At 70.4% G+C, this 14,300-nt stretch carries 11 protein-coding genes; 6 read left to right on the top strand and 5 right to left on the bottom strand.

Features of this window, described 5'->3' with window-relative positions:
• Nucleotides 1-65: 65 nt before the first annotated feature.
• Nucleotides 66-1,715 (bottom strand): peptide-N4-asparagine amidase, encoded by a 1,650-nt coding sequence (locus RPQ07_RS31985; protein ID WP_313947696.1) that lies wholly within the window; start codon nt 1,713-1,715, stop codon nt 66-68.
• A 158-nt stretch (nt 1,716-1,873) separates the two neighbouring features.
• Here RPQ07_RS31985 and RPQ07_RS31980 point away from each other — a divergent pair, with 158 nt between their 5' ends.
• Complete coding sequence (locus RPQ07_RS31980; protein ID WP_313947695.1) at nt 1,874-3,679, top strand: ABC transporter ATP-binding protein; 1,806 nt, start codon at nt 1,874-1,876, stop codon at nt 3,677-3,679.
• The gene (locus RPQ07_RS31975; RefSeq protein ID WP_313947694.1) at nt 3,676-5,457 is read left to right on the top strand and encodes an ABC transporter ATP-binding protein; all 1,782 of its coding nucleotides are present in this window, start codon (nt 3,676-3,678) and stop codon (nt 5,455-5,457) included. The genes RPQ07_RS31980 and RPQ07_RS31975 overlap by 4 nt, the downstream gene beginning before the upstream one ends.
• A gap of 248 nt (nt 5,458-5,705) precedes the next feature.
• On the opposite strand, the gene RPQ07_RS31970 is transcribed toward RPQ07_RS31975, so the two are convergent.
• On the bottom strand, nt 5,706-6,302 hold the full coding sequence (locus RPQ07_RS31970; protein ID WP_313947693.1) for a DinB family protein: 597 nt from the start codon (nt 6,300-6,302) through the stop codon (nt 5,706-5,708).
• A gap of 312 nt (nt 6,303-6,614) precedes the next feature.
• Nucleotides 6,615-7,406 carry a metal-dependent hydrolase gene (locus RPQ07_RS31965; protein WP_313949105.1) on the bottom strand — a complete coding sequence of 264 codons (792 nt, stop codon included), beginning with the start codon at nt 7,404-7,406 and terminating at the stop codon, nt 6,615-6,617.
• A gap of 82 nt (nt 7,407-7,488) precedes the next feature.
• Between RPQ07_RS31965 and RPQ07_RS31960 the strand changes: the two genes are divergently transcribed.
• Genes RPQ07_RS31960 through RPQ07_RS31950 form a run of 3 tightly spaced genes read left to right on the top strand, consistent with a single transcriptional unit; the run spans nt 7,489 to nt 11,527 of the window.
• Nucleotides 7,489-10,062 (top strand): DEAD/DEAH box helicase, encoded by a 2,574-nt coding sequence (locus RPQ07_RS31960; RefSeq protein ID WP_313947692.1) that lies wholly within the window; start codon nt 7,489-7,491, stop codon nt 10,060-10,062.
• 55 nt (nt 10,063-10,117) lie between these two features.
• Nucleotides 10,118-10,996 (top strand): acyl-CoA thioesterase II, encoded by an 879-nt coding sequence (locus RPQ07_RS31955; RefSeq protein ID WP_313947691.1) that lies wholly within the window; start codon nt 10,118-10,120, stop codon nt 10,994-10,996.
• A gap of 45 nt (nt 10,997-11,041) precedes the next feature.
• Nucleotides 11,042-11,527 carry a glutathione peroxidase gene (locus RPQ07_RS31950; RefSeq protein WP_313947690.1) on the top strand — a complete coding sequence of 162 codons (486 nt, stop codon included), beginning with the start codon at nt 11,042-11,044 and terminating at the stop codon, nt 11,525-11,527.
• Between the two features lie 43 nt (nt 11,528-11,570).
• On the opposite strand, the gene RPQ07_RS31945 is transcribed toward RPQ07_RS31950, so the two are convergent.
• Nucleotides 11,571-12,797, bottom strand: coding sequence for an acyl-CoA dehydrogenase family protein (locus RPQ07_RS31945; RefSeq protein WP_313947689.1), 1,227 nt, complete (start codon nt 12,795-12,797; stop codon nt 11,571-11,573).
• 166 nt (nt 12,798-12,963) lie between these two features.
• Here RPQ07_RS31945 and RPQ07_RS31940 point away from each other — a divergent pair, with 166 nt between their 5' ends.
• Nucleotides 12,964-13,614 carry a TetR family transcriptional regulator gene (locus RPQ07_RS31940; RefSeq protein ID WP_313947688.1) on the top strand — a complete coding sequence of 217 codons (651 nt, stop codon included), beginning with the start codon at nt 12,964-12,966 and terminating at the stop codon, nt 13,612-13,614.
• Between the two features lie 94 nt (nt 13,615-13,708).
• Here RPQ07_RS31940 and def read toward each other — a convergent pair whose 3' ends face one another.
• Nucleotides 13,709-14,248, bottom strand: a complete 540-nt coding sequence (def, locus tag RPQ07_RS31935) for a peptide deformylase (RefSeq protein WP_313947687.1) — start codon at nt 14,246-14,248, stop codon at nt 13,709-13,711.
• Nucleotides 14,249-14,300: the final 52 nt, after the last annotated feature.

Below are 14,300 nucleotides of genomic sequence, written 5' to 3'. Positions count from 1 at the left end.
TCGGCACCGACCGGGCCCGGCGCTCCGTCGGCACCCTCGGCGCCGGGCCCGGCAGTTGGGGGCGCTCAGCAGCGCCGGCGGTCCTCGGTGAGCATGCCCTGAACCGTCGTCAGGCTCCGGTCGTAGCAGCCCTCCGGGCCGTGCAGCAGGTATCGCTCCGCGGTGCGGCCCACCGCGTGCCGCTGATCGCGCGGCACATTGGCCGTGTACGTAGCGTCGCCGGTGTACCGGTCGTCCAGCCGCGACCACGCGAGCCGCCGGCCGCCGCGCACCTCGGCCGTGTCGGCCCTGTCCCCCAGCGTGAGCACGGTCCGCAGCCGGTCGCCGGCGCCGAGCGTGGTGGTGCCGTCCATGGTGTAGAGGCGGTGGGTGGCGGTGGCCCGCCCGCCGGACGTGACCGTCTCGTCGTCCGTCCAGGTCCCCTTGAGCGCGTCGAGCTTCTCGTCCTCGGTCCAGCGGTGGACGGACACGTTCCCGACCGCGCGGCTGACGGTGGTCGTGACCCGCCCGTGCGAGGTGTCGAGATACCCGCTCACGGTGAGGCGGTGGCTGCCCTTCGTGTCGAGGCGGTGCTCCGGACCGGGCGTGTGCCGTACCGAGTTGACCGGGGTGCTCTCGTGATGGCGGGTCAGCCCGCCGGTGACCACCGTGCTGCCCTCGTCCTGCCACACCAGCACGTTGGTGGGGGTGCTCCATCCGGGCCGGCCCTGCGGGACCCCGGCGACGGACACCTCGACGCGGTGCTCCCGGCCGTCGTTGAGAAGGGCGGCGAAGGGGGTGAGGTCGTACTGGACCGGCTTGATGTCGAACGCCCGCGGCCCCGGGATCACGTACCAGAGAAAGGGGTTGGACCAGCCGCCGGTCCAGACCGTCGGGAAGGGCGCGGCGATGCCCGCAAGCCGGCCGTCGACCCGGATCTGCACTTCGCGGTAGGGGCCGTCACCGGCCTTGCAGGAGTACGGGGCCGTGTCCGGGACGGTGAGGTACCAGTACTCCTCGCAGCCGCCGCCGGAACCCGTGGCGTACACCTCAGCCACGATCCGTTCGGAGTTGCGGGGCGTGGTGAGGGACGTGCCGTTCAGGGCGAGCACCCGGTCGGGGACGGCGGCGGACCGGGGCGCGCCGTGGGCGGCGTAGAAGGTGAGCGTGACCTTGACGTCGATGATCCCGGTGTACGTCTCGTCGACGACGTTGCCGATCAGCATCTCGACCGGATGGGCGCCGCGCAGCAGTTCGCTGTAGCGGGTGACGTCCTTCTCCACCGACCAGGCGATTCCGTCGGGCGAGGGCTGCGGTGTCGAGGTGCGCAGGATCTCCACTCCCCCGACGGACAGATGGCCCAGACGGTCGTACTGGCGGCCCTTCACGTTCCCGTCGAGCCGCAGCACCACCGTGCTCCAGCGGTCACCGCAGCCCTTCGGAGGCGTGTAGCTCCCCCGGTACGGCGTGAAGTCGCGGAACTGCGCCTGCGCCAGCGTCACGTCGCAGGACCGGGTGCCGGGGCGGGTGACGGGCGGCGCGGCGGTGACGGGGTCGTGCCAGTCGCTGCCGAACTCCGCCGGCGGTTCGGATGCCCGCGGTGCGGCACCCGATGGTCCGACGGCCGGAGGTTCGACGGCCGGCGATTCGGCGGCCGCCGCGGCGGGCCCCGCGCCGAGCAGTGTTCCGGTCACCAGAACCAGCCCGGCGAGCATGGACATGATCTGTCGTCTCATGCCTCAGGAGTGAACCGGCGACCGCCTCGGCACGCCAGGCCCACGGACCGGAGATTGGCGCGTTCTGCCTTGTCACGCGCAAAAACCGATTGCGGAAGAGGCCCTCGAAAGGCGAACCTTGCACGGTTTGCGCCACCCGTTTCGAGCTCTGGGACGTCATGCAGATTCGCGATCTTCCGTACACCGACCCCGGCTCGCCGGATGCCAGGTCGGGGCCGCGGTTCCTGCTCTGGCTGGGTCGCAATCAGCTGGACGGCCAGCTCAAGGCGCTGGCCTGGGGACTGCTGCACTTCTGCGGTGTGGCGGGCCTGCCCCTGGGAGTCGGCCGGGCCGTGCAGGCGGTCGTGGACCGCTCCGGCAGCGGGCTTGCGCTCTCCGGCGCGGTGATCGTCCTGTGCGGTGTGGCGATCACGGTGGGCGACACCATGCTGCACCGCGCGGCCGTCACCAACTGGATCACCGCCGCGGCCCGGGTCCAGCAGCTGCTGGCCCGCAAGGCCGCGGAACTGGGCTCGGCGCTGACCCGCCGGGTCGCGGCCGGCGAAGTGGTCGCGGTCTCCACCGGCGATGTGGAGAAGATCGGCTGGTTCGTCGAAGCCGTCTCCCGTTTCGCCGCGGCCGCCCTCACCGTGGTCCTGGTCTGCGTCGGCCTGCTTCTCTATGAGCCGGAGCTCGGCGTGATCGTCGCCATCGGTGTCCCGGTGCTGGCGCTCGCGGTGCTGCCCCTGCTCCCCCGCGCCACCCGGCGCGCCGACATCCAGCGCGAGAAGGCCGGCCGGGCCACCGAGCTGGCCTCGGACACCGTCGCCGGTCTGCGCGTCCTGCGCGGGATCGGCGGTGAGGAGCTGTTCCTCGGCCGCTACCGGGAGGCCTCCCAGGAGGTCCGCAGGGCGGCGGTCCGCAGCGCCCGGATGTGGGCGCTGATCTCGGCGATCCAGGTCCTGCTGCCGGGTCTGCTGCTGATCGCGGTGGTCTGGTACGGGGCGGGGCTGGTACGGGACGGGCGGATCGGCGTGGGTGAGCTCGTCACCGCGTTCAGCGCGGTGACCCTCCTGATGTACCCGCTGCGGCACTTCGAGGAGATCGCCATGGCGTACTCCTTCTCGCGGCCTTCCGCGAAGCGTGCCGCCCGGGTGCTGGCGCTGCGGCGTACGTCGGAGCCGTCGGGCGTGGAGTACGGCAGCCCCAGCGGTGACCTGTACGACCCGGCGACCGGCGTCCTCGCCCCGACCGGCCTGTTCACGGCCGTGGTGTGCGGGGACCCGGACGCGGCCGGCGTGCTGGCGGAACGGCTCGGCGGCCACGCGGCCGGCGGCACGGACGGCACGCCCTCCGTGCTGCTGGGCGGTGTGCCGCTGGACGAACTGGTCCTGGACGCTTCACGAACCGCCGTCCTCGTCCAGGACAAGGACCCGGTGCTGCTCTCCGGCACGCTGCGGGAGCTGCTCGACGTACCGGCCTCCGGTCAGGTCGCCGCCGAGGACGCGCTCGCTGCCGCGCAGTGCGCCGATGTCCTGGACGCGCTCGCTCAGGCGTCAGTGGAGGACGACGGCGATCCGATGGAGACACGCATCACCGAACGCGGCCGGTCGCTCTCGGGCGGACAGCGCCAGCGGCTCGCCCTGGCGAGGTCTCTGGTCACCGACCCCGAGGTACTCGTCCTGGACGAGCCGACGTCCGCCGTGGACTCGCACACGGAGGCCCGGATCGCCGAGGGGATCCGCACGCTGCGGACCAACCGCACCACGGTGGTGTTCGCCTCGTCGCCGCTGCTGCTGGACCGCGCCGACCAGGTGGTGTTCGTGCACGACGGCAAGGTCGCGGCCGTCGGTACGCACCGCGAACTGCTGCACGGCGTCGAGTACCGGGCGGTCGTGACCCGTGAGACCGAGGAGGAGCAACTCGGCGGCACACAGGCCGCCGACGAGCTCGCGGAACTGGAAGAGATGGAGGAGTCGGCGTGATCGGCGTGGCACCACCGGCATACGATCCGGCGGCCCCGGAGTCGACGGCGACCCTGCCCGTCGGTACCCCGACGACGGTACGGACCTACGTCCGCGAACTGCTGCGGCGGCATCGCGGGGCCTTCGTCCTGCTGGTCTCCGTCAACGCCGTCGCGGTGATCGCCTCGATGGTCGGCCCCTACCTGCTCGGCGGACTGGTCGAGGACCTCGCCGGCGGAGCGCGCGATCTGCATCTGGAGCGCACGGCGGCCCTGTTCGCGGTCGCGCTGGTCGTGCAGACCGTGTTCACCCGGCTGATGCGGCTGCGCGGCGCCATGCTCGGCGAGGAGATGCTGGCCGACCTTCGCGAGGACTTCCTCGTACGGTCGGTGGGTCTGCCGCCGGGCGTGCTGGAGCGGGCCGGGACCGGTGATCTGCTGTCGCGTATCACCACTGACATCGACCGGCTGGCCAACGCGATGCGTGAGGCGGTGCCGCAGCTGGCGATCGGCGTGGTCTGGGCGGGACTGCTCATCGGCGCGCTCACCGTGACCGCGCCGCCGCTGGCGCTGGCCGTGCTGGTCGCCCTCCCGGTCCTGGTGATCGGCTGCCGCTGGTACTTCCGGCGTGCGCCCTCCGCCTACCGCTCGGAGGCCGCCGGATACGCGGCGGTCGCCGCGGTGCTCGCGGAGACCGTGGACGCCGGCCGGACGGTGGAGGCCCACCGGCTCGGGGACCGCCGGGTCTGCCTGTCCGAGCAGCGGATCAAGGAGTGGACCGCCTGGGAGCGCTACACGCTCTATCTGCGGTCGGTGCTGTTCCCGGTCATCAACGTCACCCATGTGACGATCCTCGGCGCGGTGCTGCTGATCGGCGGCGTCTTCGTCCTCCAGGGCTGGATCTCCGTGGGCCAGCTGACGACGGGTGCCCTGCTGGCGCAGATGATGGTCGATCCGGTCAATCTGATCCTGCGCTGGTACGACGAGCTCCAGGTCGCCCAGGTGTCGATCGCCCGGCTCGTCGGCGTGCGCGACATCGAGCCGGACGCCGGCGACGCACGGGTACGGCCGGACGGCCGGGAGGTCCGTGCTGACGAGGTGCACTTCGGTTACCGCGAGGGTGTGGACGTCCTCCACGAGGTGTCCCTGTCGGTCGCGCCCGGCACCCGGCTGGCGCTGGTCGGACCGTCCGGCGCGGGGAAGTCGACGCTGGGCCGGCTGCTGGCGGGCATCTACGCCCCGCGGGCGGGCCGGGTCTCCCTCGGCGACGCCGAGCTGTCCCGGATGCCGGCCGAGCGGATCCGCGAGCATGTGGCCCTGGTCAACCAGGAGCACCATGTCTTCGTCGGCTCGCTGAGGGACAATCTTCTGCTGGCCCGTACGGGAGCGGCGGACGCGGAGCTGTGGGCCGCGCTCGGCGCTGTGGACGCGGACGGCTGGGCGCAGGCGCTGGACGAGGGCCTGGACACGGAGGTGGGCTCGGGCGGTCTCGCGCTCACCCCGGCACAGGCGCAGCAGATCGCGCTGGCCCGGCTGGTTCTGGCCGACCCGCACACGCTGGTGCTGGACGAGGCGACCTCGCTCCTGGACCCGCGTGCGGCCCGTCATCTGGAGCGCTCGCTCGCGCGCGTGCTGGACGGCCGTACGGTCGTGGCGATCGCCCACCGGCTGCACACCGCTCACGACGCGGATGTGATCGCGGTGGTCGAGGACGGCCGGATCACCGAGCTGGGCAGCCACGACGAACTGGTCGCGGCGGACGGGGCGTACGCGGCCCTGTGGCGCTCCTGGCACGGCTGAGCCTGCCGCGCGGGGAAGGGGCGGCCGGCCTGCCGACGCTCCCTGGGTACAGCAATCGCCCGTGCCGCGAGTACCTGCGGCGCAGTGGCATCCGGCACAGGTTCCGGAGAGGACCGACAGCCAGGCCGTCCGCCTGCGCAAAGGCTCACGCAGCGGACGGCCACCCGGCTTCGACGAGGAGCGCTACTAGAAGCGCGACACCATCGGGCGAGCGATCAACAGGCTGAAGCGGTCCCGGGCGTGGAGGATCAGCTCGGCTCGCTCGCCTTGATCGATGCGGCCGACCTGGCGGCCTGCTCGATCTTCGCGCAGTGGGCCGCACGGGCTTCCTCGTCGATCTTCTGCTCGTTCTCGGCGCGCACCCCGGTCCGGCCGTCGAGGCCCTCGCGCAGGATGTCGGCGTGCCCGGCATGCCGGATGGACTCGCCGAGCACATGGACCATGACGGCGAACAGGTTCGTGTTGAGGTAAGGCTCCGGCCACCACGGCACGTGGCCGGGGGCGTCGAGGGGAAGCTCGTTGATCGTCGCGTCCGAGTGTTCCCACGTGCGCCGGTAGAACCCCGTGATCTGATCGCGGGTCTCGTCCTCGGTCGCCCACTGATCGCTGCCGTCGGAGTCCTGCCACCGGGACAGGGATTCCGGGGAAGGGCGGTCGAAGACCTCGCCGAAGTACCTGGCCTCGACGGTGGCCACGTGTTTGACCAGGCCGAGGAGGTTGGTCCCGGTCGCCGTCAAAGGTCTGCGGGCGTCGTATTCGGACAAGCCGTCGAGTTTCCAGAGCAGCGCCGCGCGGTCCCGCCGCAGTCTCCCGTGCAGGTTGTCCTTCGCGAATTCGTCGATCATGCGGCCCAACCCTTCCATGGGCTGTTCGTGGTCTCCAGACCCCGTACGTCGGCCGCGACGGCCGGCAGAGCCGAGGCTCAAGGACTCCTCGCACCATGAGCTTCCGGGAATGACTGTCTGTCAGAGAGACGTGGGGGGTGCCGCCCGCACGACGGTGGAGCCGACCGAGATGTCCCCGTCGATCTCGCCCGCGGCCTCGACCGAGGCCTTGGTCTGCTGCACTGGTCCCACGTGCTGTCGGCCGACCACGGGCGGCGTTCACGGACGGGGCAGTCACATGATCGCCCGGACAGCTCCTGGATGTAAGCGCTGCTAGATGTAGTTGAGCGCCGCGGCGCCGCCCACTCCCCCGAGCAGCATGAAGACCGGCATCAGCACCTTGAGCTCCACCCAGCTGCCCGCGCGGAACCGCATCGGCTTCGGCGGGCCGATCGGGTACCAGCGCTTGTTGCCCACGGGGATCGGCCACAGGATCGGGCAGCCCGAGATGGTCAGGGCGTCCCCGATGTCGTGCACCAGGGCGCCGAGCACGACGGGCAGACCCAGCCACAGGTACTCCTGGCCGGGCGCCGTGAACAGCCAGTCGGCTCCGTTGCCCGGCTGGTCCAGGACGCCCGCCAGGATCCAGGCGCTGGTCGCGCCGAGCAGCCACACCAGGACGTCGCTGGAGACCCGTGCCGCCCGCCAGAGCAGCCCTTCCACCGCCAGCACGAGGTGGATGAAGAGAATCGCCAGCACCGCCCAGCGGCCGCCGACGATCGCCAGTGCGGAGGTGCCGGCGCCGATCGTCACGGCCCAGAGCCAGGTGTGCGTCAGGGTGCGGTGGCCGCCGGTCCTGCGCTTGTCGCCCGGCTTCTTGGTCGCCTTGTAGATCGCGTACGACAGCTTGTCCACGATTCCGCAGAGCGCGCGCGATATCGGGCCGAAGGCGCGGGAGATCGTCGCCGCCTTGTGGTCCAGGTCGGGAGCCAGTGCGGCGCCGGCGCAGATCAGCGCCCCGACGACGAGCACGGGCCACGGCATCGGGTGCCCGGCGGCGGCCGTCGCCGCGCCCACTCCCAGCCAGGCGGCTGCCCCGGACAGCGAATGCGCCGGTCCCATCATGTGCGTTCCCGCCCCCGTCGATCCCGTGCTGAAGCTCATGGTGCTTGCGGTGAAGCCCAGTTGACGAGTCAGCGTAGCGCTCATGATCTTCCCTCCACCGTCCGGTTCCCTCATCGGGACCGAAGGCAGGCAAGATGGGGGCGTGACCCTTATCGATCAGCTGCCGCCGGATGCCGACCCCGATGCCCTCTTCGAGGCCTTCACCTCATGGGCCGAGGGCCAGGGCATCACGCTCTATCCGGCTCAGGAGGAAGCGCTGATCGAGGTGGTTTCCGGGGCGAACGTGATCCTTTCGACCCCGACCGGCTCGGGCAAGAGCCTCGTGGCGGCGGGCGCGCACTTCACGGCGCTGGCGAAGGACCAGGTCACCTTCTACACCGCGCCGATCAAAGCGCTGGTCTCGGAGAAGTTCTTCGACCTGTGCAAGCTCTTCGGCACGGAGAACGTCGGCATGCTGACCGGCGACGCCTCCGTCAACGCCGACGCCCCCGTCATCTGCTGCACCGCCGAGGTGCTCGCCTCCATCGCCCTGCGCGACGGCAAGCACGCCGACATCGGCCAGGTCGTGATGGACGAGTTCCACTTCTACGCCGAGCCGGACCGCGGCTGGGCGTGGCAGATCCCGCTGCTGGAGCTGCCGCAGGCCCAGTTCGTCCTCATGTCGGCCACGCTCGGCGATGTGTCGATGTTCGAGAAGGACCTGACCCGGCGCACGGGCCGGCCGACCGCGGTCGTCCGGTCGGCGACCCGGCCCGTCCCGCTCTCCTACGAGTATGTGACGACGCCGATCACCGAGACGCTGACCGAGCTGCTGGAGACCCGGCAGGCACCGGTCTACATCGTGCACTTCACGCAGGCCCAGGCGGTCGAGCGCGCGCAGTCGCTGATGAGCATCAACATGTGCACGCGCGAGGAGAAGGACAAGATCGCCGAGCTCATCGGCAACTTCCGCTTCACCACCAAGTTCGGCCAGAACCTCTCCCGCTTCGTGCGCCACGGCATCGGAGTGCACCACGCCGGCATGCTGCCCAAGTACCGCCGGCTGGTCGAGAAGCTGGCGCAGGCGGGTCTGCTGAAGGTCATCTGCGGTACCGACACCCTCGGAGTGGGCGTCAACGTCCCCATCCGCACCGTGCTGTTCACCGCGCTCACCAAGTACGACGGCAACCGGGTGCGCACTCTGCGCGCCCGTGAGTTCCACCAGATCGCCGGCCGTGCCGGACGGGCCGGCTTCGACACCGCCGGCTTCGTCGTCGCCCAGGCTCCCGAGCACGTCATCGAGAACGAGAAGGCACTGGCGAAGGCGGGCGACGACCCGAAGAAGCGCCGCAAGGTCGTCAGGAAGAAGGCGCCGGAGGGCTTCGTCGCCTGGTCGGACACCACGTTCGAGAAGCTGATCGCCTCCGATCCGGAGCCGCTGACCTCGCGCTTCCGGGTCACCAACATCATGCTGCTCTCGGTGATCGCCCGGCCGGGGAACGCCTTCGAGGCGATGCGCCATCTGCTGGAGGACAACCACGAGCCGCGCAAGGCGCAGCTGCGGCACATCCGCCGGGCCATCGCCATCTACCGCTCGCTGCTGGACGGCGGAGTGGTGGAACAGCTGGACACGCCCGACGCGGAGGGCCGCACCATCCGGCTCACCGTCGACCTCCAGCAGGACTTCGCGCTGAACCAGCCGCTGTCGACGTTCGCCCTGGCCGCCTTCGACCTGCTCGACCCCGAATCGCCGTCATACGCCCTGGACATGGTCTCCGTCGTCGAGTCGACGCTCGACGACCCCCGCCAGATCCTCGCCGCGATGCAGAACAAGGCGCGCGGTGAGGCCGTGGGGCAGATGAAGGCCGACGGCGTGGAGTACGAGGAGCGCATGGAGCGGCTCCAGGACATCTCGTACCCGAAGCCGCTCGAAGAGCTGCTGTGGCACGCGTACAACGTCTACAAGAAGTCGCACCCGTGGGTCGGTGACCACCCGGTCTCGCCGAAGTCCGTGATCCGGGACATGTACGAACGGGCGCTGACCTTCACGGAGTTCACCTCCTGGTACGAACTCGCGCGCACCGAGGGCATCGTGCTGCGCTATCTCGCGAGCGCGTACAAGGCGCTGGAGCACACCATCCCGGACGATCTCAAGTCCGAGGACCTGGAGGATCTGATCGCCTGGCTCGGCGAGATGGTCCGTCAGGTCGACTCCAGCCTGCTGGACGAGTGGGAGCAGCTGGCCAACCCGGAGGTGGAGACCGCGGAGGAGGCTCAGGAGAGGGCCGACCAGGTCAAGCCGGTCACGGCCAACGCACGCGCCTTCCGGGTGCTCGTGCGCAACGCGATGTTCCGCCGGGTGGAGCTGGCCGCGCTGGACAGGGTGAACGATCTCGGCGAGCTGGACGCGGAGTCCGGCTGGGACGCGGACGCCTGGGGGGAGGCGATGGACGCGTACTGGGACGAGTACGAGGAGCTGGGCACCGGCCCGGACGCCCGCGGTCCCAAGCTGCTGATCATCGAGGAGGACGCGCCGCACGGTCTGTGGCGCGTCCGGCAGATCTTCGCCGACCCGAACGGCGACCATGACTGGGGCATCAGCGCGGAGGTCGATCTCGCGGCCTCCGACGAACAGGCGCAGGCCGTCGTGCGTGTGACCGCCGTCGGTCAGCTGTGAGAACGCGCCTGTCGACAGGAATGCGGCTCATGACTGGAACACAGGAGAACACGCGATGACGAACCCGGCGGAGCGCCTGGTGGATCTGCTCGACCTGGAGCAGATCGAGGTCAACATCTTCCGCGGTCCGAGCCCGAACGAGTCCCTGCAGAGGGTCTTCGGCGGGCAGGTCGCCGGCCAGGCTCTGGTGGCGGCCGGCCGCACCACCGACGGGGAGCGCCCGGTGCACTCCCTGCACGCGTACTTCCTGCGGCCGGGCCGTCCCGGTGTGCCGATCGTCTATCAGGTCGAACGGGTCAGGGACGGCAGGTCGTTCACCACCCGCCGGGTCACCGCGATCCAGCAGGGCCGGACGATCTTCAATCTGACCGCGTCCTTCCACCGGCCGGAGGAGGGCAGCATCGAGCACCAGCTGCCGCCCCGCCTCGACTTCCCGGACCCCGAGACGCTGCCGACGGTCACCACGGAGATCCGCGAGCACCTCGGAACGCTGCCCGAGGCGCTGGAGCGGATGGCCCGCCGCCAGCCGTTCGACATCCGTTATGTCGACCGGCTGCGCTGGACGCCGGAGGAGATCAAGGAGAAGGAGTCCGATCCGCGCAGCGCGGTGTGGATGCGCGCGGTGGGCCCTCTCGGCGACGACCCGCTGGTGCACACCTGCGCGCTGACGTACGCCAGCGACATGACCCTGCTGGACGCGGTCCGGATCCCGGTGGAGCCGCTGTGGGGACAGCGCGGCTACGACATGGCGTCGCTGGACCACGCGATGTGGTTCCACCGGCCGTTCCGTGCGGACGAGTGGTTCCTGTACGACCAGGAGTCGCCGATCTCGACGGGCGGGCGGGGACTGGCCCGCGGACGCATCTACGACCGGTCGGGGCAGCTGCTCGTATCGGTCGTGCAGGAAGGCCTGTTCAGGCCGCTGGGCGGCTGAACCGACCCCCATCAGGGGACGGCCGTAATCAATGGAGGAGATCAGATGACATCGCTGTACGACATCCCGCTGCACACACTGACCGGTGAGCCGACGTCCCTCGCCGCCTACCGGGGCCAGGCGGTCCTGGTGGTGAACGTGGCGTCCAAGTGCGGTCTCACCCCGCAGTACGCCGGTCTGGAGCAGTTGCAGAAGCAGTACGGCGAGCAGGGCTTCACCGTCCTCGGGGTGCCCTGCAACCAGTTCGCGGGCCAGGAGCCGGGTGACGCGGAGGAGATCCAGACCTTCTGCTCGGCGACCTACGGCGTGACCTTCCCCATGCTGGAGAAGGTGGAGGTGAACGGCGCGCAGCGGCACCCGCTGTACGTCGAGCTCACCAAGACGGCGGACGCGGACGGCGAGGCCGGCGACGTGCAGTGGAACTTCGAGAAGTTCCTGATCGGCAAGGACGGCGCGGTCGTGGCGCGCATCCGCCCGCGCACCGAGCCGGACTCCCCCGAGGTGGTCTCGGCGATCGAGGCCCTTCTCTGAGCCTGCGGGGGCGGGCCGTTCGGGCCCGCCCCGCCGGCCGTGATCAGCGGATGGTCATGCCCGACAGGGTGCGGGCGATCACCAGTCGCTGGATCTCGCTCGTGCCCTCGAAGATCGTGTAGATCGCCGCGTCGCGGTGCATGCGCTCGACCGGGTACTCGCGCGTGTAGCCGTTGCCGCCGAGGATCTGGACCGCCTGCGCCGTGACCTTCTTCGCCACCTCGCTCGCGTACAGCTTGGACATCGACCCCTCGGCGGAGGTGAAGGGCTTGCCCGTCACACCCATCCACGAGGCGCGCCACACCAGCAGCCGGGCCGCGTCGATCTGGGTGCGCATGTCGGCGAGCTGGAAGGCGATGCCCTGGTTGTCGATGATCGGGCGGCCGAACTGGCTGCGCGTCCTGGCGTAGTCGAGGGCCACCTCGTACGCGGCACGGGCGGTGCCGACCGCCATCGCGCCGACCGCCGGACGCGAGGCCTCGAAGGTCGCCATGGCCGCGTTCTTGACTCTCTCGCCGCCGGCCTTGACGCTCTCGCGGGCCCGGGCGAGGCGCTCGTCCAGCTTCTCCTTGCCGCCCAGCAGGCAGTACCCCGGTACGCGGACGTCCTCCAGGACGACCTCGGCGGTGTGCGAGGCGCGGATGCCGTGCTTCTTGAACTTCTGGCCCTGGGAGAGCCCCCGGGTGTTCGGCGGCACGATGAAGGACGCGTGACCCTTGGAGCCGATCTCCGGGTCGACGACGGCCACCACGACATGGACGTTGGCGATGCCGCCGTTGGTCGCCCAGGTCTTGGTGCCGTTCAGCACCCACTCGTCCTTGGCCTCGTCGTACACCGCGCGGGTCCGCATCGCGCCGACGTCCGAGCCGGCGTCCGGCTCGGAGGAGCAGAAGGCCGCCACCTTCACATCGTCGACGTCGCCGTACATCTGGGGGATCCAGGTGCCGATCTGCTCCTCGGTGCCGTTCGCGAGGACGCCGACCGCCGCAAGTCCCGTACCGACAATGGACAGTCCGATGCCGGCGTCGCCCCAGAAGAGCTCCTCCATGGCCATCGGGATGCCGAGACCGGTCGGGTCGAAGTACTGCTGCGCATAGAAGTCGAGGGAGTAGATTCCGACCTTGGCGGCTTCCTGGATCACCGGCCAGGGGGTCTCCTCACGCTCGTCCCACTCTGCGGCGGCCGGGCGCATCACGTCCTTGGCGAAGCCGTTCAACCAGTCCCTGACCTGCTTCTGGTCGTCGTTGAGATCGAGCGTGAACTCGGCCATGTCCCCTCCAGCACTGCGGTGTCTTCCTGCATGTTACTTGCGGTAACCGCAGTCTGTTACCGGTTAGTAGCCCATGTCAACCGAACGCCGGGGGATCCCCGGTACGGGCGGGCAGGGTGTTAGTTTGCGCAGGCGTTACGCAATCGCACGGCGGGGAGAAAGCCATATGGAGACCACACACCAGTCGTCCGACCAGGACCGACCGGCCGCCGACCAGCGCCGTCGCGAGTTGCTGGAGGCGGCCGACCGTGTCGTACTCCGGGACGGTCCCCAAGCCTCCATGAACGCCATCGCGGCGGAGGCGGGCATCACCAAGCCCATCCTCTACCGCCACTTCGGCGACAAGGGCGGTCTCTACCGCGCGCTCGCCAAGCGCCACACGGACGCGTTGCTCGCCTCGCTGCGGGTGGCCGTCGACGCGCCCGCCGACCGGCGCAAGCGGGTCGAGGCCACGCTCGACGCCTACCTCGCCGCGATCGAGGCCCGGCCGCAGGTCTACCGCTTCCTGATGCATCCCGCCGAGGACGCCCACCAGCCGGAGGCGGGATTCGACGTCGGCCGCCACTCGGCACCGCTTCTGCGCCGCCTCGGTGAGGAACTGGCCAAGGTGATCCACGACCGGGTGGACCTGGGGCCCGACGGTGAGCAGCTCGCACGGGTGTGGGGCCATGGGATGGTCGGCATGATGCACGCGGCCGGCGACTGGTGGCTCGGTGAACGCCCGTGCTCACGCGCCCAGTTGGTGACCAGCCTGACGGATCTGCTGTGGGGCCGCCTGTTCGAGGTGCCGGACCGCGAGGACGGGCCCGGCTTCTAGGGAGTCTCCGCAGGGCGTGTTGAGGCCGGGGCAGCGGCGCCGGACAGCGGCGCCGCGCGATTCGGCTCCCGCCGGCGGAAGACCCGGTCCCGCTCTATGTGCTCCACTTCGCGCGTGCCGCCGCCCGCAGCACCTTCGCGCGGCGCCGGCCGGTGAGCCGGTCCGGGTACACGATCCCCTCCAGGTGATCGCATTCGTGCAGCAGACAGCGCGCGAAGAATCCGGTCCCCTCGACACGTACCCGCTCCCCGTCCGCGGTCGTCCCCTCCACCACCGCACGGTCGTGACGCGGCGTCCCCGCCTCGAGGCCCGGCAGCGACAGACAGCCCTCGGGGCCGCGCACCGTGACCCCGTCCGCCTCCACCAGGCGCGGGTTGACGATGTGTCCGAGATGGCGCACGTCCTCGTCGTCCGGGCAGTCGTAGACGAACACGCGCAGCCCGACGCCCACCTGGTTGGCGGCCAGGCCCACTCCCTGCGCCGCGTACATCGTCGCGAACATGTCCTCGACGAGCTGCTTCAGTCCGGGACCGAAGTCGCTGACGGGTTCACAGGGGGTGTGCAGCACGGGATCGCCGAGGAGGCTCATGGTCCTCACGAGTCCGGAACTGCCGGGGATCGGGCGGTTTCGCATGGCCGCAAGCGTACGTTCAGCCGTGACCTCCGCGTCTCGGGCGGTGCCGAGG

Origin of the sequence: Streptomyces sp. AM8-1-1 (genome assembly GCF_032229325.1) — a bacterium.
Classification (GTDB): Bacteria; Actinomycetota; Actinomycetes; order Streptomycetales; family Streptomycetaceae; genus Streptomyces; species Streptomyces achmelvichensis.
This window is presented reverse-complemented; position numbering and strand designations above follow the sequence as displayed.

Coding starts and splice junctions, on each gene's coding strand:
- RPQ07_RS31950 (WP_313947690.1), top strand. CDS start 11,042: ATGACATCGCTGTACGACATCCCGCTGCACACACTGACCGGTGAGCCG.
- RPQ07_RS31965 (WP_313949105.1), bottom strand. CDS start 7,406: ATGATGGGACCGGCGCATTCGCTGTCCGGGGCAGCCGCCTGGCTGGGA.
- RPQ07_RS31980 (WP_313947695.1), top strand. CDS start 1,874: ATGCAGATTCGCGATCTTCCGTACACCGACCCCGGCTCGCCGGATGCC.
- def (WP_313947687.1), bottom strand. CDS start 14,248: ATGCGAAACCGCCCGATCCCCGGCAGTTCCGGACTCGTGAGGACCATG.
- RPQ07_RS31985 (WP_313947696.1), bottom strand. CDS start 1,715: ATGAGACGACAGATCATGTCCATGCTCGCCGGGCTGGTTCTGGTGACC.
- RPQ07_RS31945 (WP_313947689.1), bottom strand. CDS start 12,797: ATGGCCGAGTTCACGCTCGATCTCAACGACGACCAGAAGCAGGTCAGG.
- RPQ07_RS31970 (WP_313947693.1), bottom strand. CDS start 6,302: ATGATCGACGAATTCGCGAAGGACAACCTGCACGGGAGACTGCGGCGG.
- RPQ07_RS31955 (WP_313947691.1), top strand. CDS start 10,118: ATGACGAACCCGGCGGAGCGCCTGGTGGATCTGCTCGACCTGGAGCAG.
- RPQ07_RS31960 (WP_313947692.1), top strand. CDS start 7,489: ATGATCTTCCCTCCACCGTCCGGTTCCCTCATCGGGACCGAAGGCAGG.
- RPQ07_RS31940 (WP_313947688.1), top strand. CDS start 12,964: ATGGAGACCACACACCAGTCGTCCGACCAGGACCGACCGGCCGCCGAC.